The sequence below is a fragment of the Streptomyces sp. SM11 genome (assembly GCF_002910905.1).
Classification (GTDB): domain Bacteria; phylum Actinomycetota; class Actinomycetes; order Streptomycetales; family Streptomycetaceae; genus Streptomyces.
Genome location: NZ_NEUE01000303.1, coordinates 18,957 through 37,930 on the forward strand (window position 1 = coordinate 18,957; position 18,974 = coordinate 37,930).

Sequence of the window (18,974 nt, forward strand, 5' to 3'; positions counted from 1 at the left end):
ACGTCACCGTATAGGCGGTCTCGTACGCCGGGTACTTGCGCGATTCGCCGAGCCCGTGTGGACTACGGCCAACGCCCCGCGCACGCGCGTGGCTGCAGCATTTTCCGAAGACATGATCAGGAGGCAACCCGTGAGCGCGACCGCGGACCACGCGGAGGAGCGAACCAACCCGGCAGCACGCCTGGGGTTCGAGCCCGGACAGGTGGTCCAGGAGATCGGCTACGACGAAGACGTCGAGCTGGAGCTCCGTGAGGGCATTGAGGCCACTACCGGCCAGGAACTCGTCGACGAGGAGTACGACGACGTCGCAGACGTCGTCCTGCTCTGGTTCCGCGACGAGGACGGCGACCTTACGGACGCGCTGGTGGATGCCATTGGTCTGATCGAGGACGGCGGTACGGTCTGGCTGATGACGCCGAAGACCGGCCGTGACGGATACGTCGAACCGAGCGAAATCAATGAGGCTGCCCAGACAGCCGGTCTCGCCCAGACCAAGAGCATCAGCGCGGGCAAGGACTGGACGGGCAGCCGTCTGGTCACCCCCAAGGGGGCCAAGGCCAAGCGCTGAACCACGTTTCGCACCACCCCGGGGCCCTCACGGACGTACACAGCGCCCGTGAGGGCCTTCGTACGTCCCCACGGCCCCTCCGGGACCGGCCCGAGGCCCCTGCGTAGGGTGGGTGTCACCCGGACGGACCCGGCCCGGGATGCGGAGAAGCGGCGAAGGGATACGTGTTCCATGACGATCGAGGTCGGCAGCCAGGCCCCGGACTTCCAGCTCAAGGACAACCACGGCCGGACCGTGCGGCTGTCGGAGTTCCGCGGCGAGAAGAACGTGGTGCTGGTGTTCTACCCGTTCGCCTTCACCGGCGTCTGCACCGGCGAGCTGTGCGCGCTCCGCGACGAGCTGCCCCGCTTCGAGAACGAGGGCACCCAGCTCCTCGCCGTCTCGTGCGACTCCATCCACACCCTGCGCGTCTTCGCCGAGCAGGAGGGCCTGGAGTACCCGCTGCTGTCCGACTTCTGGCCGCACGGGGAGACCTCGCGGGCGTACGGCGTCCTCGACGAGGACAAGGGCTGCGCGGTGCGCGGCAGCTTCGTCATCGACAAGGAGGGCACCGTCCGCTGGAGCGTCGTGAACGGCCTCCCTGACGCCCGCGACCTGAAGGACTACGTCAAGGCGCTCGAAGCGCTCTGAGACGATCTCCTGGCGACGCCCGGCCAGAAGCCTGTTTTGGCCGGGAACCGGTCACTAGGATCCAATCGTTGATCCGATGCCAACGAACGACGGGGACGCTGGTGTCTGCCGGCCCCTGAGAAAACTACTGGAGGACTCGTGGGAGTCAGCCTCAGCAAGGGCGGCAACGTCTCGCTGACCAAGGCCGCGCCCAACCTGACCGCGGTCATCGTCGGTCTGGGCTGGGACGCCCGCACCACCACCGGGGGTGACTTCGACCTCGACGCCAGCGCTCTGCTGACGAACCCCGAGGGCAAGGTCGCCACCGACGGCAATTTCGTCTTCTTCAACAACCTGAAGAGCCCCGACGGCTCCGTCGAGCACACCGGTGACAACACCACCGGTGAGGGCGAGGGCGACGACGAGGTCATCAAGGTGAACCTCGCCGGTGTCCCGGCCGACGTCGACAAGATCGTCTTCCCGGTCTCGATCTACGAGGCCGAGAGCCGTCAGCAGAGCTTCGGCCAGGTCCGCAACGCGTACATCCGCGTGGTCAACCAGGCCGACAACACCGAGCTCGCCCGCTACGACCTGAGCGAGGACGCCTCGACGGAGACCGCCATGGTCTTCGGCGAGCTCTACCGCAACGGCGCCGAGTGGAAGTTCCGCGCCATCGGCCAGGGGTACGCCTCCGGCCTGCGCGGCATCGCCCAGGACTTCGGCGTCAACGTCTGAGGCTCTGAGCAACAGCATGACGGAGCGCGCCCAGCGCTCCCGTACCACCGCTTCCGGCGCCGCATGCACATGCGGCGCCGGAAGCGCTCGGGGGGTGTCCGGCGGATCGTGACCCCGAAGCCCCCTGGCAGCGTTCACACGACTCGGGGAGGACACACACATGGGCGTCACGCTCGCCAAGGGAGGCAATGTCTCCCTCTCCAAGGTCGCACCCAACCTCACCCAGGTGCTGGTCGGGCTCGGCTGGGACGCACGCTCCACCACAGGAGCAGCTTTCGACCTCGATGCCAGCGCACTGCTGTGCCAGTCGGGCCGGGTGCTCGGTGACGAGTGGTTCGTCTTCTACAACAACCTCACGAGCCCGGACGGCTCGGTCGAGCACACCGGCGACAACCTCACCGGGGAGGGCGACGGCGACGACGAGTCCGTCATCGTCCGTCTCGACCAGGTCCCCGCCCACTGCGACAAGATCATCTTTCCGGTCTCGATCCACGACGCGGACAGCCGGGGCCAGGCGTTCGGCCAGGTCAGCAACGCTTTCATCCGGGTGGTCAACCAGGCCGACGGTCAGGAACTGGCTCGCTACGACCTGAGCGAGGACGCCTCGACGGAGACCGCGATGATCTTCGGAGAGCTCTACCGGTACAACGGCGAGTGGAAATTCCGTGCAGTCGGCCAGGGGTACGCGTCAGGCCTGCGTGGCATCGCTCTAGACTTCGGCGTCAACGTTTCATAACGCCGCGCACGCGCGGGGGGCCCCGACACGCCGGGGGAGGCCCTTTACATAACACGATGGGGTAGCCAGTGGTTCTGAAAACCTTCGGCTGGTCGTTCGCGGTTACCGCGCTCGGCCTGGTCGCAGCGACTTTCTACGGGGGGTGGCAGGCTTTCGGCATCGTCGCGATCCTGTCCGTCCTGGAGATCTCGCTGTCCTTCGACAACGCGGTGATCAACGCCGGAATCCTGAAGAAGATGAATGCCTTCTGGCAGAAGATCTTCCTCACGATCGGCATCCTCATCGCCGTCTTCGGTATGCGACTGGTGTTCCCCGTCGTGATCGTGGCCGTGAGCGCCCAGCTCGGACCGATCGAGGCCATCGACCTGTCCTTCAACGACCCGGACCGGTACAAGGAACTGGTCACGGACGCCCATCCGTCGATCGCAGCCTTCGGTGGCATGTTCCTGTTGATGATCTTCCTCGACTTCATCTTCGACGAAGACCGTGACATCCACTGGCTGCGCTGGATCGAGCGTCCGCTCGCCAAGCTCGGCAAGGTCGACATGCTGTCGGTCTGCGTCGCCCTGATCATCCTGCTCGTCACCGCCATGACCTTCGCCACCCAGGCCCACCAGCACGGTGGCGGGCACGCGGACAAGGCGTCGACGGTCATGCTCTCCGGCATCGCCGGCCTGATCACCTACCTCGTCGTCGGCGGGCTCTCCGGATACTTCGAGGGCAAGCTCGAAGAGGATGAGGAGCGCGAGCACGAGGCCGAGGAAGAGGCCAAGAAGAAGGGCAAGCCCGTCACCGGGATCGCCCTCGCCGGAAAGGCCGCGTTCTTCCTCTTCCTCTACCTGGAAGTCCTGGACGCCTCGTTCTCCTTCGACGGTGTCATCGGCGCCTTCGCCATCACCAACGAGATCGTGCTGATGGCCCTCGGCCTCGGCATCGGCGCCATGTACGTCCGTTCGCTCACCGTCTACCTGGTGCGCGAGGGCACGCTCGACGACTACGTCTACCTGGAGCACGGCGCCCACTACGCGATCGGCGCGCTCTCCGTCATCCTGCTGATCACCATCCAGTACGAGATCAACGAGCTGATCACCGGTTCGGTCGGTGTGATCCTGATCGCCCTCTCCTTCTGGTCCTCGCTCAAGCGCAACCGCACGCTCGCCGCGGAATCCGGTGAGGGCGGCGGTTCGGAAAGCAAGGCCGAAGTGTCCTCCGGGGTGTGACCCGGTAGGGATTGAGGAACGCTCTCTGCGGGGCGGCCCACACGGCGACGGCTCTCCGGGATCTCCCGGACCCGGCCCGGTGGCCGCCCCGCAGTGATGTCCGGGGCGCGCGGAACAGGTGGGGGTTGGTATGGGATTCTTCGACGGCCTGTGGCCGGGGCGCGCGGCGCAGTTCGACTCGGGCAACGCGACGTCGAGCGCCGTCGTGCTGTCCAAACGGAACGCCACGATCTCGCTCAGCAAACAGGGCGCCCTCTCGGGCAACCTCCGGGTCAACCTGTCCTGGCGGATGCGGACCTCCGACATCGAGGGCCGCTCGCGCCAGAGCGGCAGGCTGCGGCACCCCCTCAGGCTCTTCCAGCCCGAGGTGGTCCAGGCGCACACCCAGGGCGTCGTCAACGTCGACCTGGACCTCGGCTGCATGTACGAGCTGACGGACGGCACCAAGGGAGTCGTGCAGCCCCTGGGCAACCTGATCGGCGACCTCAACAGCCCGCCCTACGTCCGGCTCAGCGGCGACGACCGCTTCGGCGCGCCCTCGGGGGAGACGGTCTACGTCAACCTCGACCAGCGCGACCAGATCAAGCGACTGCTGTTCTTCGTCTACATCTACGACCGGACGCCAGCGTTCGACCGGACGCACGCCAAGATCACGCTCTACCCGGGCAACGGCCCGCGCATCGAGATCGAGCTGGACGAGCGCGCACCGCAGGCCCGCTCCTGCGCGGTGTTCACCGTGGAGAACATCAAGGACGAGCTGATCGTGCGCCGCGAGGTGAAGTTCGTGTACGGCTTCCAGTCGGAGCTGGACCGGCTGTACGGCTACGGCATGCAGTGGGGGCGCGGCTACAAGTCCCGGACCTGAGCCCGGCCCCTTCGAGCGTCGGAGCGACTCGGCACCGGCCGAACTCAGGACCGGACGAACTGCGGACCTTGTGGAGGCAGCACGAAATGGGGGTCGGGCGCGTACGCGGCGGCTGCCGCGGGCTGCGGATAGCCGTACGCGGGCGGCTCGGCGGCCGGCTGCGGATAGCCGTAGGACGGCTGCTGGTGCTGGACCGTGGCCTGGGAGTCGGGCCCGGGCCCCGGCGGAACGGCCGGAAGCGGGGGCACGGCGGACGGGAGGGCCCCCGGGCCCGCCGGAGCGGCCGGCTCCTGTGCCTCGTTCACCGCCGGCGCCCCGTGTACCGCCTCCGACTCGTCCACCGAGATGCCGAAGGCGGTGGCCAGGCCGATCAGGCCGGTGGGATAGCCCTGGCCGACGGCGCGGAACTTCCATCCTTCGCCGCGGCGGTAGAGCTCGCCGCAGATGATCGCCGTCTCTTCCCCGGTCTCCGGCCGGACATCGAACACCGCCAGCGGCTCGCCCTCGGCGAACGCGGCGTCGTACAGGAGTATCCGCAGGTCCGGGACCTGTTCGAAGGCGGCCCCGTCGGAGGAGGCCGCGATGACCACCTGGTCCACCGAGGCGTCGAGCGCCCCGAGATCCGCCTCGACCGTGTCCGTCAGCCCTTCCGGGACACTGCGCTTCGGCAGCCGCCGGACCAGGCCGGAGGGGTGCCGGGGCTGGTTGTAGAAGACGAAGTCCTCGTCGGACCGCACCCGCCCGGACGCACCGAGGAGCAGGGCGGAGGCGTCCACGTCGGGGACCTCAGTGCCCGGGGTCCAGCGCAGCACGGCCCGGACGGCCGCGGCATCAACGGGGACGTTCGAGCCCTTCAGCATCGTGTGCGTCATGACCGTCATCCTGCCTGCTGGGGGCCCGTGCGGACAACGCGGGGGGCGGCACGACCGTGCCCGGCGGCGGCGCGGGCAGGGCGTGACGATACCGCGGGAGGGGGTCGGGCAAGGGGCGGGTAACCGGAAATTCATGTACATGGGGAACTGTTGACACCCGTCCGTACGTACTATTACCGGCCATGCGTTGTTCGGCCGGTCAGGCAGTTCGGGGGAGAAAATGCGTCACTTCGGGCATATATCGCCCACTGTCCGCGAGGGCCTGTTCTTCAGGGAGCCCTGCACGTTCACCGCGGACTCCCCGGCACGGATGCTCTCCGCCGCCCTGGGGGCCACGCTCTACTCCCCGGCCACCCGCCCGTCGCTCGCCGACGATGTGCTCAAGCAGGCCGGGCGCGGCGTCGTCTCCATGGTGCTGTGCCTGGAGGACTCGATCGACGACGCCGAGGTGACCGACGCCGAAGCCAACCTGATCAGGCAGTTCGCCGCGCTGGCCGCCCGGGAAGCGGACCCGGGGCCTGCTCTCCCGGGACCGGGCGACGCCGGGAGCGCGCCGGGCGCCGACATCCCTCTGCTCTTCATCCGCGTACGGGAACCGGCCCAGATCACCGACCTGGTCCGGCGCCTCGGCGCCTCGGTCCGGATGTTGTCCGGTTTCGTACTTCCCAAATTCACCGAAGAACGGGGGCGGCAGTTCCTGGAGGCGCTCACCGAGGCCGAGACGGCGTGCGGCCGCCGGCTCTTCGCCATGCCGGTCCTCGAATCCCCCGAGCTGCTCCATCTGGAGACGCGCGGCGAAATTCTCCAGGGAATCGCCCGCAGCGTCGACAAGTACCGGGACCGGGTGCTCGCCCTGCGGCTCGGCGTCACCGATTTCTGCTCGGCCTACGGACTGCGCCGCACACCCGACATGACGGCGTACGACGTCCATATCATCGGCTCCGTGATCGCCGACGTGGTCAACGTGCTCGGCCGCGCCGACGGCACCGGCTTCACGATCACCGGCCCGGTCTGGGAGTACTTCCGCCGCCAGGAGCGCATGTTCAAGCCCCAGCTGCGCCGCAGCCCCTTCCTGGAGGGCCGGGCCGAGGAACTGCGTACGGCCCTCATCGAGCACGACCTCGACGGACTGCTCCGGGAGATCGAGCTCGACCGCGCCAACGGACTGCTCGGCAAGACCTGCATCCACCCGTCGCACGTGGCGCCCGTCCACGCCCTGTCCGTGGTCAGCCACGAGGAGTTCACCGACGCCCAGGACATCCTGAGCCCCGAGCGCGGGGGCGGCGGGGTGCTGCGCTCGGCGTACACGAACAAGATGAACGAAGTGAAGCCCCACCGGGCCTGGGCCGAGCGCACGCTCCAGCGGGCCGAGGTCTTCGGGGTGGCGAAGGAAGACGTCGGCTTCGTGGACCTGCTGGCCGCCGGCCTGACGAACTGAGCGCGCGTCGATGAGCGAGCGCGCGACGAGAGAAGAGACCGTGGACGTGGTGTGGTCGGGCAACTGGGTGGCGGAGCGACTGGGAGTCGCCCTCGAAGGCGACGGAGATCTCCGGGAACTGCTGGGCCTGGCCCTGCGCCGCAACCCCAAGCGGGCGCATCTGCTGGTCTCCAACGTGCTGGGCAAGCACGTGCCCCAGCGGCCGTCCGTCGTCCACGGGGCCGGGTTCGAGCTGGGTGAACGGGTCCGGGCGCTGCTCGGCGCGGCGGAGGCCCGCAGCGCGGTGGTCCTCGGGTACGCGGAGACGGCCACCGGCCTCGGCCACGCCGTCGCGGACGGCCTGCGGGACGCCCCGTACCTGCACTCCACCCGGCGTCCGGTGGCGGGCGTCGAGCAGGCGGGCGGCTTCGAGGAGTCCCACTCGCACGCCACCTCGCACCTGCTGCTGCCGGAGGACGGTGAGCTGCTGGCGGGCGGCGCGGAGGCATCCACTCTGGTGCTGGTCGACGACGAGTTCTCCACCGGCAACACGGTCCTGAACACCATCCGCGCGCTGCACGCCCTGCACCCGCGCGAGCGGTACGTCATCGTCGCCCTGGTCGACATGCGCTCGGCCGACGACCGCGACCGGCTGACCGCCTTCGCCGCCGAGATCGGTGCCCGCGTCGACCTCGTGACGCGCAGCACCGGGACGGTCGCCCTGCCGGACGGCGTACTGGAGCGCGGCCAGGCCCTGGTCGCGGCCCAGGAGGCGGAGCAGCCCGACGCGGACCTCCGGTCCCCCGCCCCCGCCCCCGCCCCCGTCACCCGGGTCGACCTCGACTGGCCCGCAGGCGTCCCCGACGGCGGCCGGCACGGCTTCACCCCCGTCCACCGGGCAGCCCTCGAAGCGGCGCTCCCGGCCATGGCGGACCGGATCGCGGCCGCGCTGGGCGCCGACGAGCACCGCCGCCCCCGCCGGATCCTCGTCCTCGGCTTCGAGGAGCTGATGTACGCCCCGCTGCGCCTCGGCACCGCCCTCGAAGCCGCACTGGGGCCCGACGCCGAGGTCCGCTGCTCCACCACCACCCGCTCGCCCGTCCTGGCCGTCGACGACCCCGGCTACGCGATACGCACCCGCCTCGTCTTCCCGGCCCACGACGACCCGGCGGACGGCCCCGGCGACCGGTACGCGTACAACGTGGCGGGCGCCGGCTTCGACGCGGTGGTCGCCGTCGTCGACTCCACCGCCGACACCCCCGAACTGCACGCCCCCGAGGGACTGCTGGCCCGGCTCGCCGAGCACACCGGCCACGTCCTCCTCGCGGTCGTCCCTTCCTACGTCCCGGCCACATCCGCATCCGAACGGCAGGAGCCCGCCGTGCTGCCCGAGCCTCTCCGAGGCCCCGACTTCTCCAGTTACGCACCACAGGACGTCGGCTGGCTGCTCCAGGACCTCTCGGACACCGAGCTGGAAGCGCCCACCGAGGAGCGCGAGGAGGCCATCCAGAGCGGCGGCGCGCACTACGCGGAGTCGCTGCCCGTCGAGTACCAGCCGAGCGCCGCGTACCAGGCCCTGTTCACCGCCGCCCTGGAGACCTCCGCCGCGCGCATCGCCCGCGCGGTCGGCACCGTCACCGAGACGGTCCTCGCCGAACGCGGCCCGCGCCCCGTGCTCGTCTCGCTCGCCCGCGCCGGAACCCCGGTCGGGGTGCTGATGCGCCGCTGGGCCCAGCACCGGCACGGCCTGGACCTGCCGCACTACGCCATCTCCATCGTCCGGGGCCGGGGCATCGACGCCACCGCCCTGCGCTGGCTGGCCGCCCATCACGACCCGGCCGACGTCGTGTTCGTCGACGGCTGGACCGGGAAGGGCGCGATCACCCGCGAACTGGCGGCGGCGACAGCCGAGTTCGAGGCGTCGGGCGGTCCCGCCGGCTTCGACCCGGAGATCGCGGTGCTCGCCGACCCGGGCGGCTGCGTACGGACGTACGGCACCCGCGAGGACTTCCTCATTCCCTCGGCCTGCCTCAACTCCACGGTCTCCGGTCTCATCTCCCGTACGGTGCTCCGTGCCGACCTGGTCGGCCCCGACGACTTCCACGGCGGGAAGTTCTACCGGGAGCTGGCCGGATCCGACGCCTCCGGCGACTTTCTGGCCGCGGTGACCGCGCGCTTCGACGAGGTGGCGGGCCAGGTCGAGGCCGAGGCCAAGGAGCTGCTCGCCGCCGACCGCGCCCCGACCTGGGAGGGCTGGGCGGCCGTCGAGCGGATCAGCGAGGAGTACGGCATCCACGACGTCAACCTGGTCAAACCGGGCGTCGGCGAGACCACCCGGGTCCTGCTCCGCCGGGTCCCCTGGAAGATCCTCGCGAAGCGCGGCGCGGGCACGGACCTGGAGCACATCCGGCTGCTGGCCGAACAGCGCGGCGTCCCGGTGGAGGAGGTCGACGACCTCCCGTACAGCTGTGTCGGTCTGATCCACCCCCGGTTCACCCGTGGCGCGACGGGCGCGGACGGCAAGGCGGTGCAGGGCGCATGAGCGTGACTTCGCCTACCCCGGCCACGCTGGTGGCGAGCGACCTCGACCGTACGCTCATCTACTCGGCGGCCTCGCTGGACCTGTCGATGCCGGACGCGGAAGCCCCCCGGCTCCTGTGCGTGGAGGTGTACGGCCACCAGCCCCTCTCGTACCTGACGGAGACGGCCGCCGCGCTCCTCACCGAGGTGGCGACTTCCACGGTCTTCGTCCCGACCACCACCCGCACCCGCGAGCAGTACCGGCGCATCCACCTCCCCGGCCCCGCCCCCCGGTACGCGATCTGTTCCAACGGCGGGCACATCCTGGTCGACGGCGTCTCCGACCGTGACTGGCAGACGCGGGTGGAAGCCCGGATCGCCGCCGAGTGCGCCCCGCTCACCGAGATCCGCGCCCATCTCGCCACCACCGCCGACCCGGCCTGGCTCCTCAAGGAACGGGTCGCCGAGGACCTCTTCGCCTACCTCGTCGTCGAACGTTCCCTGCTGCCCGAGGAGTGGGTGAAGGAACTGGCCACCTGGGCCCGGCCGCGCGGCTGGACGGTCTCGCTGCAGGGCCGCAAGGTCTACGTGGTCCCGGCGCCGCTCACCAAGAGCGCCGCGATGCACGAGGTCGCCCGCCGCACCGGTGCCACCCGCACGCTCGCCGCCGGGGACTCCCTCCTCGACGCCGATCTGCTGCTGGCCGCCGACCTCGGCTGGCGCCCCGGCCACGGCGAACTGGCCGACGAGGGCTGGCGGGCTCCGCACGTGACGGCGCTGGAGGAGCGCGGCGGAGCGGCGGGGGAGGAGATCCTGCGGCGTTTCCTGGCGGCTTCCGCTGCGTGAGGGCGCGGGTTGCACGAGGGTGGGGTTGACGGAGGGAGCGGCGGACGGACGCCGGTCCCCCTCACTCCACACCACTCCACCGAGAGAAGCGCAGCCGGATGACCAAGGGCAACGACACCACGATCACGGACGAGCTGTACGCCTACATGCTGGCCCACAACCCGCCGCTGGACCCGGTCCAGCGGGAGCTGGTGGACACCACGTACGCACGGTTCCCCGATCACGCGGGCATGCAGTCGGCCGAGGAGCAGGCCCCGCTGCTCGCCTTCCTCGTCCGGCTGGTCGGCGCCCGGCACGTGGTGGAGGTCGGCACGTTCACCGGGTTCAGCGCCCTGGCGATGGCCCGGGCGCTGCCCGCCGGCGGCACGCTGATCACCTGCGACATCTCGGAGGAGTGGACGGCGTACGGCCGTGCGGCCTGGGAGAAGGCGGGCGTCGCCGACCGCGTCGACCTGCGCATCGCCCCGGCCCTGGACACCCTGAGCACGATGCCCGCCGAGCCGCACATCGACTTCGCCTACCTGGACGCGGACAAGGGCGGCTACATCGGGTACTGGGAGGAACTGGTGCCCCGGATGCGGCAGGGCGGGGTCATCGCCACGGACAACGTGCTCTTCCACGGCGGGGTCACGGACCCGGCGGCGACCGGTCCGACGGTGGCGATCAAGGAGTTCAACGACCACGTGAGCGCCGACGCCCGGATGGACAGCGTCCTGCTGACGGTCTCGGACGGTCTGACGCTGTCCCGCAAGAAGTAGCGCACCTCTCGCGGTGGTACTGCCGCCCGGCTCAGCCGCAGCACCCGCCTCCGCAGCAGCCCCCGCCCCCACCGCCGCCGGACGGCGCGGGAGCGGACCCGGCGGCGCCGCCCACGGCCACGGCGGACAGCAGCTTGACGGTGTCGTCGTGGTCGGCGGGGCAGGAGGCGGGGTCCGAGGACTGGGCCATGGGACGGCTGAGTTCGAACGTGTCTCCGCAGGTGCGGCAGCGGAATTCGTAACGAGGCATGGGCTCAGGCTAGAGCCATCGCGGCCCGGGGGCTACGCCCCCTGACAGCGGGAGGCCGCAGGCGCCGGCGGCCACCGCCCACCGCCCGGGCTCAGGCGCCGGCGCCGCGCTCCTCGCGGATGTCGGAGACGACCCGGGCGGCGGTCTGCCGCACGGCCTCGGTCTCGGTCAGGAAGTGCCAGTAGTCGGGGTGGCGCCCCTCCAGACCGGCGATGGCGCGTTCCAGCCGGGCCACGGAGTCGTCCAGGGGCCGGGCGTGCCGGGGATCGGGTGTGTGCCGGCCGGACATGGCGAGACGCTGGGCGTCCCGCACCGCGAACCGGGTCCGCTCGATCTCCTGCTGCGGGTCCTTCGCCACGGCGTTCAACTGCCGCAACCGGTCCCCGGCGGCGGAGACCGCCTCGTCCGTCGCGTTGAGCAGGGCGCGGACCGTGCTCAGCCGGGACGTGGCGTCCGCCCAGCGCTGCTCGTCGCGCGCCTTCGCCGCCTCGGCGAGCTTGTCCTCGGCCTGCCGTACGTTCACGGCGGCCTGCTCCGGGACGGGCTGGAGGTCCTGCCAGCAGGCGGCCGAGAAACGCCGCCGCAACTCGCTGAGCACCGGCTCCACCGAGCCCGCCCGGGTGGTCAGGGCCTGAGCACGGGTCCGCAGCGATACGAGCCTGCGGTCGATCTCGGCGGCCCGCCCGGGCAGCCGCTCCGCCTCGGTGCGCAGGGCCTCCGCGTCGCGCAGCACCACATCGGCCCGCTGGAGGGTCTCCGCGACGCCGTGCTTCCCCGCGCCCTGGTTCAGCTTGGTCAGCTCCGGGGCGAGCGCGGCGAGCCGGGCGGCGAGCTCATCGGCCCGCAGCCCCGCGGCCCGTACGGAGTCGAGGGCGTTGCTCGCCCCCAGGAGCGCCTGCCGGGCCCGCTCGACGGCGGGGGCGAGCCGGGCCAGCTGCGTCTCCGCGCTGCCCAGCAGGGACCCGAGCCCCTGGGCGAAACGGTCCAGCTCGCCCTTGACCCGTACGAGGTCGTCCTTGGCCCGGGTCAGCTCGGTGCGGGCCCGGGAGGCTGCGGCGGGCTCCAGATCGTCCCGGTCCAGGTCATGGCTGTCGACAGCGGTGATGTAGGCGTGACTGACCTCGTCGATGCGCCGGCCGAGCGCGGCGAAGTCCTCGGAGGCCTTGCGGCCGCGCGAGGAGCTGTCCACGGCGCTGATGGTCTCGATGGAGATCCTGAGATCACGCTGGGCGCTGTCCAGGTCGTAGAAGGCCTCGGCGGCGGCGTCCTTCGCGGCCTGCGCCTCGGCCCGCTGGTTCTCCCCACGCCCGCCGAACCACCGTCGCGTACCACCACCGGCGAAGGCGGCGGGCAGCGCGGCGAGCACGAGGGGCACGGGCAGCAGCATCAGCGCCAGGAGATCCCGGCCACCGGAACCGCCCCGGCCACCGGCCACACCCCCACCACCGGAGTCACCCCGACCACCCGGGGCCCGCGACCTCCCGGAGGCGTGCCGCCCCGGCAGAACCTGACCACCCTGACCACTCTGGACGGCGGAACTTCCACCCGCTCCTGCCTCCGGCCGCGCGTGTGTCGCCGTCACATCCCTCTCCCGTGCCGATTCGCCCTGCCCGGTACATTCTCCCACCAGGTAAGGACGAACACACGGGTCGGTTAGTTCACGCTTCGCACGGTGACTTGCCCGTTGTCGCTGCGCGCCTTCACCACATGGGCACTGTCGTCGGCGCGCGGCACCCCGATCGAGACGTCCCCGTTGTCGGCGGAGGCGTTCACCGCGTACTTCTGCCCGCCCGGCGGCAGATCGATGGTGATGCCCCCGTTGTCGCTCGCGGTGTCCACGAGGTCGGGCACCGAACTGAAGCCCAGCCGGATCTCCCCGTTTTCGGCGCGGGCGATCACGGAGGAGCCGGATATCCGGTCCGCCCGGATTCTCCCGTTGTCGCTCTTCAGCTTCAGCGCGCCGCTCGCGTCCTGGACGTTGATCTCCCCGTTGTCGGACGAGAGGTCCAGCGCGCGGTCGAAGCCGGTGGCGCTGATCGTCCCGTTGTCCGACGAGGCCGTCACTTCGACCCCGCGCGGCACCTCCACCCGGTGCCGGGATTGGCAGTTGTTGACCAGCCCCTCGCACTTCACCCGGAGCGTGAGCGTGTCCCCCTCCATCTTCCAGACGGAGTCCGGCCCACTGCCGAGCATCACCCACCCGTCGACCTGCCGCTCCACCTCGACCTGCGCCACGTCGGCCGGCACGAGGTCCACGGTGCCGTTCTCCGCTCCGATGGTCAGCGTCTTCCCCGCCAACGCGAACGACTTGCGCTCGACGGGGGCGCCGTCGACGTCGGTACCCCCGCACCCGGTGAGCGCCAGGGTCAGCAACGCGACCCCACCCCCCAGGGCGAGGGCCCGCCCTGGGGCCCCGAGACGGGTGCGGGCCGGTGCGATCGTAACGATGTCCACGATGATTCGGTCCCCCAGTGCGTGCTGCCGGACAGCGCCACCGGACGTCGCTGCCGGTGCACTCGAACCGTATGCACCGTCGGCCCCCGGCGGGATCCGGACGGCTACCGTCTCGTGGTGGGGTTATCCCCCGGTTCCGGCCTCGCGCGTGTGCCCGGAACCACCCCCGGAGGCGGTGGCCCGGTCCCGCCCCGAACGGTTTATGAGCAGGGGCCCCGGTCCATGTACGCTGTTGCCTCATCCACGGGTGCGTAGCTCAGGGGTAGAGCGCTGCTCTTACAAAGCAGATGTCGGCGGTTCGAAACCGTCCGCGCCCACCAGCACAAAGACCCCCAGCCGATCATGGCTGGGGGTCTTTGACATCCACCTCTGACATCAACGGGCGCGGTCACCCACGGTCGGGACGCTGCCGCTTCAACATCCGGTCGAGGTGACTCACGGCCTCGCGCTGTGTGTCCTGCACGACGTGGGCGTAGATGTTCATCGTGACCGCGATCTGGCTGTGCCCGAGGATCTCCATCACGACACGGGGAGCGACCCCGGCGGCGGTGAGCAGGGTCGCGCAGCCGTGTCGTGCATCGTGCAGCCGGATCACCCGGAGCCCGGCGGTGTCGGCGACCCGGGTGAACGAGCGGTACAGGTTGCGCGGCTCGACCGGCCGGCCGGTGCGCGTGGTGAAGACGTAGCCGGTCTCCTCCCACTGATCACCGGCAGCCTCACGCAAGGCCGCTTGCCGCAGACGTTCCCAGCGGAGCGGAGCGACGCACAGAGCAGGCAGGGGCAGCGTCTGCTTCCTGCGGCGTCCCTTGGGATCGTCCTCGTACGCCTCACCGCGGACACGCTGCCGCTGCGTGCGGACCCGGATCTCCCGCTTGTCGAGGTCCACGTTCTCCCACCGAAGGCCCACGATCTCCCCACGGCGAAAGCCGAGCGCGATAGCGAGGACGAAGGCCGCGTAGAGCGGGTCCTTCCGAGCGGCGGTGAGGAAGGTCAAGGTCTCGTCGAGCGACCAGGGGGAGAGGTCCCGCGCTTCTGCCGAGGGCGGTTCCACGAGGGTCGCCACGTTGCGCATGACAAGTTCCTCCCGGCACGCAGCCGTCAGCGCCGTACGCAAGACGCGGTGGGACTCCTTGGCGGTCGCCGCGGTGGTCTGCTGCTCCAGCCGGACCAGGAAGCGCCGGACGTCAGCGACGCTCAACGATTCGAGGCGCTTCGAGCCGAGCATGGGCACGAGGTAGAGGCGGATGTGCGTCTCGTACTTCGCGTAGGTCGTGCGCTTGCGGCGCGGCTTGATGATGTTCTCCAGCCAGTAGGGCAGCCACTCGGCGAGCTTGGCCGACCGCGTGGGCACGGGTACACCCTGGTCCACCTTGGCGAGCAGGTCACGGCGCTTGGCGTCGCACTCGGCCCAGGTCTTGCCGTAGGCGAACTTGCGGGCCCGGGTGCCGTCCGGCTGGAGCACGTAGACCGCGGCTTGATAGCGGCCGTCCTTGCGCTTGGTGATGGTGCCCGCGCCGTTGGGGTTGCGCTTGCGCTGGGGAGGCATCAGGCGGCTTCCTCGATCTCGTTGACGATGAAGTCCCGTACGGCGTCGGCGGGGATGCGGCGGGACCGGCCGATGGTGATGGAGGTCAGTCGGCGGGAGCGGATCAGGTCGTAGACGGTGGAGCGTCCGAGCTTCAGCCGCGCCATGACCTCGGGCACGGTGAGGAGTTCAGCGGTGGCGGTGGTCACGATGCGGCTCCTTCCAGAGCGAGTTGGTCTTGCAGTTCGGCACGGTGTTCGCGGGCGGTTTCGCGGTTGTGTTGGATGTCGCGGTGGATGTTGGCGGCGAGCCAGGATTCGCCGGGGGTGTGGCCGTTCCCGGCGTAGGCCCAGTGCGCGAGCGTGAGCGTGGTGGCCTCGGGGTGGTCGTCGGGGTCGGGGAGGCCGAGGGCGGCGCGTTGTTCGGCGGCGCGGTAGTCGGCGCGGACCTGGCGGAGCGCGCCGAGGGTGGTGGAGTAGGCGCGGGACTTGGTGGAGAAGTGGCCGCGGAAGCCGAGCATGTGGGCCCAGTCGCGGAGCTTGCGGTCCGGGTAGGCGTGGTGCAGGTCCAGGCACGCTTCAATCAGCCGCCGCGGGTGCTCTGGCACGTCGAGGAGGACGAGGGCTTCCTTGTTGCCGACGCGGTGGTCGACGGTGCCGGTGGTCTCGGCGGCTTTGGTGGCGTATTTCGCGACGTAGGAGGCGACGGCTTGTTCGGTGAGGTCTTCGCCGTTGCCGAATGCGCCGATGGGCTGCACGTCGAGCTGAGTGCCCCACCGCAGCGTCCAGCCGTCCCTGATTCCGGCTTCCGGATTGGCCGGCACGATGACTTCGACGCGGGCGGCGGCGGCGCGGATCGCGTCGTCCAGGAGGTCGAGGGTGGCCCAGCCGGGGGGCGGGGTGTCGGGGCCTTCGGGTCCGTCGAAGCGGATCACGGCGTGGAAGTGGACGGCCCCGCGCTTCTGGTACTCCGCGACCTTGCCGAAGGACACCTTGGACTGTTCGCGGGCGGCTTTCTGGGTGAGTCCCGCTCGCTTGGCGATTTCGCGGCGGAGGTAGATCGTGAAGTAGCGCCAGAGGTCGGAGGCGTGGTTGTTCCACAGCACCGCCCCGGCGTAGTCGTAGGTGTCCGGGTCGAGCGGTGTGCCCAGCTCCGGGGCGTCCTCGGTGTGGCGGGTGCCGCAGCGGCAGGTGTGGTTGCCGGGCCGGTTGTGGACTGGGCCGAACGACGGGGCTGTCAGCGTGGCGAAGACCCGGGGGTGGTCGCGGATGGTGGTGGGGGTGCCTTTGTCGGGGTCGCCGGTGAGTCCGGCGCGGATGAGGTGGTAGGTGTCGCCTGCGTAGGTCCAGGCGCAGGCGGGGCAGCGGGAGGCGCGGCGGTTGCCGCAGGCGATCCGTAACCGGCCCCCGGGCTCGGTGTCCGTGGAGTAGTGGTGGAGCAGGGTGCCGGTGGCCCGGTCGATGGTTTTGGTGGCGCCGGTGAGGTGGATGGGCTGGGAGCAGCCTCCGGTGCGGCGGAGTTGTTCGGTGAGGCGGTCGAAGCCGGGAGACCCGACCACCCGGAGCAGATCGCCCAGGGTGGCCGGGTCCAGGCCCGCCGCAGTCGCAGCGGTGGTCATAGCGCTCAGGCCCCGATCCGGGTGTGGGCGCGAGCGGTGGTGGTGTGGCCGGTGCCCCGGCAGGCGGGGCAGTGGGCGGTGATGGTCTGGCGCTCCCCGTCGGGGGTGTGGGTTCCGGTGGTGATGGTGACGGTGGGGAAGCCGTCGCAGTGGCCGCAGATCGGCCGGGGGCGGATGTGCTGGGGCATGATGAGTCTTCCCTTTCGGGTCCGTTGGATCTGGAAGTGGTGGGCGCCCGGGGCGGCGGAAGTTTGGCGACCGAGGCCGCCCCGGGCGCCGGTTAGCGGTTGTTCGGGCGGTTGAGCAGCGAGCGCAGGACCACGGCGCACACGGCGACCGAGGCGGCGGTGATCGCGACCGCCAGGAGCATCGAGACCAGGACCGTGCCGACGACGAGGACCATGGCGGTCCCGCCAGCGGCGGCGACGAGCAGCGAGCCCGGGGTGAGGTGAACGGCCGGCCGAGCGGGCGGAGCAGCCGGAACCGGGGCCGGGGCGGTCGGGGTGTGGTGGCAGGTGCAGGCCGGAGGATGCACGAGACCGGTGAGCGGCGGGACCAAGGACGTTCCGGGGGTGGGTGCGGTGTCCGGGGGCGGAATCTTCGGGGTGAACACGGTTGGGCCTCCTGTCAGGGGTTGCAGCGGTGGGTGCGGGCGGCGAGTTCGGCGGCGGCGCGGCCGTGGTAGTCGGCGGAGAAGTCGCAGCCGGGGGCGGTGCAGGCGGCGACGTGCTTGGTGCGGCCCCGGCCGTCGTAGTGGGTGCCGACCTGAACGGGGCCGATGCGGAGCACGTTGGTGAAGCGGTTCGGACGCGGCATGACATGAACCTCCCTGTGGATTAGGCGAGTTGGGCGGTGATGGCGTCGGCGAGGAGTGCGGGGACGCCGAGGCGGGCGCGCAGGGTGGCCGAGTCGATCCGGGCCCCGGTCGTGGCCTGGTGGGTGTCGGCCAACTTCCGGGCGTGGTCGAGCAGAGCCGGAGGAACCGTCACCGCCGGGGCCGGGGCCGAGGGCGGGACGCGCTCACCGGATGAGGCCGCAGGGAGTTCCGGGGCTGGTTCGGGAGCCCGCTCCACCGTCACGTCCGCAGCCGGTTCGGGAGCCGGAGCAACCGGGGGTGCAGGCACCGGAGCGGGCTTGGGATCGGCTTCAGGCGCGGCGGTGGGGGCGTGGACGAGGAGGGTGCCGCCGAGGAAGGCGAGGGCGGGCCAGCCAGCAACGAGGATGCGCAGCCAGGCCGGAACGTCGTTGAGGTCGAGGAGTCCTGCGGTGGCGACGTTCGCGCCGAGCGAGGCGGCGAGGGCGATGATGAACCAGGCCCAGGCGGCGCGATTGTCGGCGGTGGTGCGCATACGCCGCCAGGCCGCGACAAGGAGCAGATCGACGCTGATCGGGTAGGCCCAGGCTTTCCAGCCGTCCTGACCGGCCGCTTCGGCCAGGTCATGCAGGTGCGCGAAGGACAGGGCACCGGCGATGACGGCCTGGACGAGCACGGCGTCGATGCGGATGCGGGGCACGGGAATCACCTTCCTTCGAGATGGACCCGCACCAGGCCGGGCTTGAGGAGCGACGGGCTCGGAGTGGGGGCGGCGGAAACGGCCGGCCGGAAGGGTGCCAGAGCGGCAAGGTGCGGGGTGAGGTGCGCGTACTCGTGGCAGACGGCCACGGCTTGGGCGGGGGTCATGGCGGGGGTGCGGATGCGGGACCAGCCGCCGGAGGAGTCCCCGGCCACCGCGACGCCTGGACGGTCCGGCGGGATGGTGGTGGCGGCGAAGACCGCTTCGGGGGCGATGTCTCCGAGGGCCATTTCGGCGGTCTGCTTGTCGTTGACCCGGTGCACCACACGCCCGGTGAGCTGAGCCCGCAGGGCGGTTGCACCCTTGCCGAGGTCGGAGCCGAAGCGCTGCCCACAGACCTCCAGGAAGATCCCGACCGCGCGGGCCATCTGCGCGAGCCGGATCATCCGCATCACCATCCGGTCCCG

At 70.8% G+C, this 18,974-nt stretch carries 21 protein-coding genes, 1 tRNA gene and 1 pseudogene; 11 read left to right on the plus strand and 12 right to left on the minus strand.

Annotation, left to right across the window (positions count from 1 at the left end; all coding sequences use genetic code 11):
* Positions 1-130 precede the first annotated feature (130 nt).
* From B9S58_RS35075 to B9S58_RS35105, 6 genes are all read left to right on the plus strand, one after another.
* Positions 131-568, plus strand: a complete 438-nt coding sequence (locus tag B9S58_RS35075) for a DUF3052 domain-containing protein (protein ID WP_103535900.1) — start codon at positions 131-133, stop codon at positions 566-568.
* 171 nt (positions 569-739) lie between these two features.
* The gene (locus B9S58_RS35080) at positions 740-1,198 is read left to right on the plus strand and encodes a peroxiredoxin (protein WP_103535901.1); all 459 of its coding nucleotides are present in this window, start codon (positions 740-742) and stop codon (positions 1,196-1,198) included.
* Between the two features lie 138 nt (positions 1,199-1,336).
* The gene (locus B9S58_RS35090) at positions 1,337-1,912 is read left to right on the plus strand and encodes a TerD family protein (protein WP_030585954.1); all 576 of its coding nucleotides are present in this window, start codon (positions 1,337-1,339) and stop codon (positions 1,910-1,912) included.
* Positions 1,913-2,072: 160 nt separating this feature from the next.
* Positions 2,073-2,648 carry a TerD family protein gene (locus B9S58_RS35095; RefSeq protein ID WP_103535902.1) on the plus strand — a complete coding sequence of 192 codons (576 nt, stop codon included), beginning with the start codon at positions 2,073-2,075 and terminating at the stop codon, positions 2,646-2,648.
* Between the two features lie 68 nt (positions 2,649-2,716).
* Complete coding sequence (locus B9S58_RS35100) at positions 2,717-3,868, plus strand: DUF475 domain-containing protein (protein WP_103535903.1); 1,152 nt, start codon at positions 2,717-2,719, stop codon at positions 3,866-3,868.
* Positions 3,869-3,998: 130 nt separating this feature from the next.
* Positions 3,999-4,733 carry a Tellurium resistance gene (locus B9S58_RS35105; protein WP_103535904.1) on the plus strand — a complete coding sequence of 245 codons (735 nt, stop codon included), beginning with the start codon at positions 3,999-4,001 and terminating at the stop codon, positions 4,731-4,733.
* A 44-nt stretch (positions 4,734-4,777) separates the two neighbouring features.
* Here B9S58_RS35105 and B9S58_RS35110 read toward each other — a convergent pair whose 3' ends face one another.
* A complete protein-coding gene (locus tag B9S58_RS35110) occupies positions 4,778-5,614 on the minus strand; it encodes a TerD family protein (RefSeq protein ID WP_103535905.1) in 837 nt (278 codons plus the stop codon).
* 211 nt (positions 5,615-5,825) lie between these two features.
* Between B9S58_RS35110 and B9S58_RS35115 the strand changes: the two genes are divergently transcribed.
* The 4 genes from B9S58_RS35115 to B9S58_RS35130 all read left to right on the plus strand — a co-directional run bounded on the left by B9S58_RS35115 (position 5,826) and on the right by B9S58_RS35130 (position 11,146).
* Positions 5,826-7,043 carry an HpcH/HpaI aldolase/citrate lyase family protein gene (locus B9S58_RS35115; RefSeq protein ID WP_103535906.1) on the plus strand — a complete coding sequence of 406 codons (1,218 nt, stop codon included), beginning with the start codon at positions 5,826-5,828 and terminating at the stop codon, positions 7,041-7,043.
* Between the two features lie 10 nt (positions 7,044-7,053).
* Entirely contained in the window at positions 7,054-9,564 is a 2,511-nt protein-coding gene (locus B9S58_RS35120) for a phosphoribosyltransferase (protein WP_181009558.1), read from the plus strand.
* A complete protein-coding gene (locus B9S58_RS35125) occupies positions 9,561-10,388 on the plus strand; it encodes an HAD family hydrolase (protein WP_103535907.1) in 828 nt (275 codons plus the stop codon). The genes B9S58_RS35120 and B9S58_RS35125 overlap by 4 nt, the downstream gene beginning before the upstream one ends.
* A gap of 98 nt (positions 10,389-10,486) precedes the next feature.
* Complete coding sequence (locus tag B9S58_RS35130) at positions 10,487-11,146, plus strand: O-methyltransferase (protein WP_103535908.1); 660 nt, start codon at positions 10,487-10,489, stop codon at positions 11,144-11,146.
* Positions 11,147-11,177: 31 nt separating this feature from the next.
* Here the strand turns inward: B9S58_RS35130 and B9S58_RS35135 are convergent, their stop codons facing one another.
* The 3 genes from B9S58_RS35135 to B9S58_RS35145 form a co-directional block, all read right to left on the minus strand.
* On the minus strand, positions 11,178-11,396 hold the full coding sequence (locus B9S58_RS35135) for a zinc ribbon domain-containing protein (protein WP_103535909.1): 219 nt from the start codon (positions 11,394-11,396) through the stop codon (positions 11,178-11,180).
* A gap of 91 nt (positions 11,397-11,487) precedes the next feature.
* On the minus strand, positions 11,488-12,978 hold the full coding sequence (locus B9S58_RS35140; protein ID WP_374935738.1) for a hypothetical protein: 1,491 nt from the start codon (positions 12,976-12,978) through the stop codon (positions 11,488-11,490).
* Between the two features lie 71 nt (positions 12,979-13,049).
* Positions 13,050-13,850: a DUF4097 family beta strand repeat-containing protein gene (locus tag B9S58_RS35145; protein WP_103535910.1), complete on the minus strand. Its 801-nt coding sequence runs from the start codon at positions 13,848-13,850 to the stop codon at positions 13,050-13,052.
* 245 nt (positions 13,851-14,095) lie between these two features.
* Here B9S58_RS35145 and B9S58_RS35150 point away from each other — a divergent pair.
* Positions 14,096-14,170, plus strand: a tRNA-Val gene (locus B9S58_RS35150).
* Positions 14,171-14,238: 68 nt separating this feature from the next.
* Here B9S58_RS35150 and B9S58_RS35155 read toward each other — a convergent pair.
* The 8 genes and pseudogenes from B9S58_RS35155 to B9S58_RS35190 all read right to left on the minus strand — a co-directional run.
* Entirely contained in the window at positions 14,239-15,396 is a 1,158-nt protein-coding gene (locus tag B9S58_RS35155) for a site-specific integrase (RefSeq protein WP_103535911.1), read from the minus strand.
* Complete coding sequence (locus tag B9S58_RS35160) at positions 15,396-15,584, minus strand: helix-turn-helix domain-containing protein (RefSeq protein ID WP_030075792.1); 189 nt, start codon at positions 15,582-15,584, stop codon at positions 15,396-15,398. The genes B9S58_RS35155 and B9S58_RS35160 overlap by 1 nt, the downstream gene beginning before the upstream one ends.
* A complete protein-coding gene (gene repSA, locus B9S58_RS35165) occupies positions 15,581-16,993 on the minus strand; it encodes a replication initiator protein RepSA (RefSeq protein ID WP_103535912.1) in 1,413 nt (470 codons plus the stop codon). The genes B9S58_RS35160 and repSA overlap by 4 nt, the downstream gene beginning before the upstream one ends.
* Positions 16,994-16,998: 5 nt before the next feature.
* Complete coding sequence (locus B9S58_RS35170; protein ID WP_103535913.1) at positions 16,999-17,181, minus strand: hypothetical protein; 183 nt, start codon at positions 17,179-17,181, stop codon at positions 16,999-17,001.
* A 92-nt stretch (positions 17,182-17,273) separates the two neighbouring features.
* Positions 17,274-17,606, minus strand: coding sequence for a SpdD protein (locus tag B9S58_RS35175; protein WP_103535914.1), 333 nt, complete (start codon positions 17,604-17,606; stop codon positions 17,274-17,276).
* Between the two features lie 14 nt (positions 17,607-17,620).
* Entirely contained in the window at positions 17,621-17,809 is a 189-nt protein-coding gene (locus tag B9S58_RS35180) for a mobile element transfer protein (RefSeq protein ID WP_030119692.1), read from the minus strand.
* A gap of 20 nt (positions 17,810-17,829) precedes the next feature.
* Positions 17,830-18,507 carry a DUF2637 domain-containing protein gene (locus tag B9S58_RS35185; protein WP_103535915.1) on the minus strand — a complete coding sequence of 226 codons (678 nt, stop codon included), beginning with the start codon at positions 18,505-18,507 and terminating at the stop codon, positions 17,830-17,832.
* A gap of 5 nt (positions 18,508-18,512) precedes the next feature.
* Positions 18,513-18,974, minus strand: a pseudogene (locus tag B9S58_RS35190) (plasmid transfer protein); the annotation flags it as partial.

What these genes read in the sequence shown, in the direction of transcription:
- B9S58_RS35130 (WP_103535908.1), top strand. Translation starts at nt 10,487, where the DNA reads ATGACCAAGGGCAACGACACCACGATCACGGACGAGCTGTACGCCTAC.
- B9S58_RS35180 (WP_030119692.1), bottom strand. Translation starts at nt 17,809, where the DNA reads ATGCCGCGTCCGAACCGCTTCACCAACGTGCTCCGCATCGGCCCCGTT.
- B9S58_RS35110 (WP_103535905.1), bottom strand. Translation starts at nt 5,614, where the DNA reads ATGACGGTCATGACGCACACGATGCTGAAGGGCTCGAACGTCCCCGTT.
- B9S58_RS35135 (WP_103535909.1), bottom strand. Translation starts at nt 11,396, where the DNA reads ATGCCTCGTTACGAATTCCGCTGCCGCACCTGCGGAGACACGTTCGAA.
- B9S58_RS35105 (WP_103535904.1), top strand. Translation starts at nt 3,999, where the DNA reads ATGGGATTCTTCGACGGCCTGTGGCCGGGGCGCGCGGCGCAGTTCGAC.
- repSA (WP_103535912.1), bottom strand. Translation starts at nt 16,993, where the DNA reads ATGACCACCGCTGCGACTGCGGCGGGCCTGGACCCGGCCACCCTGGGC.
- B9S58_RS35115 (WP_103535906.1), top strand. Translation starts at nt 5,826, where the DNA reads ATGCGTCACTTCGGGCATATATCGCCCACTGTCCGCGAGGGCCTGTTC.
- B9S58_RS35080 (WP_103535901.1), top strand. Translation starts at nt 740, where the DNA reads ATGACGATCGAGGTCGGCAGCCAGGCCCCGGACTTCCAGCTCAAGGAC.
- B9S58_RS35125 (WP_103535907.1), top strand. Translation starts at nt 9,561, where the DNA reads ATGAGCGTGACTTCGCCTACCCCGGCCACGCTGGTGGCGAGCGACCTC.
- B9S58_RS35155 (WP_103535911.1), bottom strand. Translation starts at nt 15,396, where the DNA reads ATGCCTCCCCAGCGCAAGCGCAACCCCAACGGCGCGGGCACCATCACC.
- B9S58_RS35120 (WP_181009558.1), top strand. Translation starts at nt 7,054, where the DNA reads ATGAGCGAGCGCGCGACGAGAGAAGAGACCGTGGACGTGGTGTGGTCG.
- B9S58_RS35095 (WP_103535902.1), top strand. Translation starts at nt 2,073, where the DNA reads ATGGGCGTCACGCTCGCCAAGGGAGGCAATGTCTCCCTCTCCAAGGTC.
- B9S58_RS35170 (WP_103535913.1), bottom strand. Translation starts at nt 17,181, where the DNA reads ATGCCCCAGCACATCCGCCCCCGGCCGATCTGCGGCCACTGCGACGGC.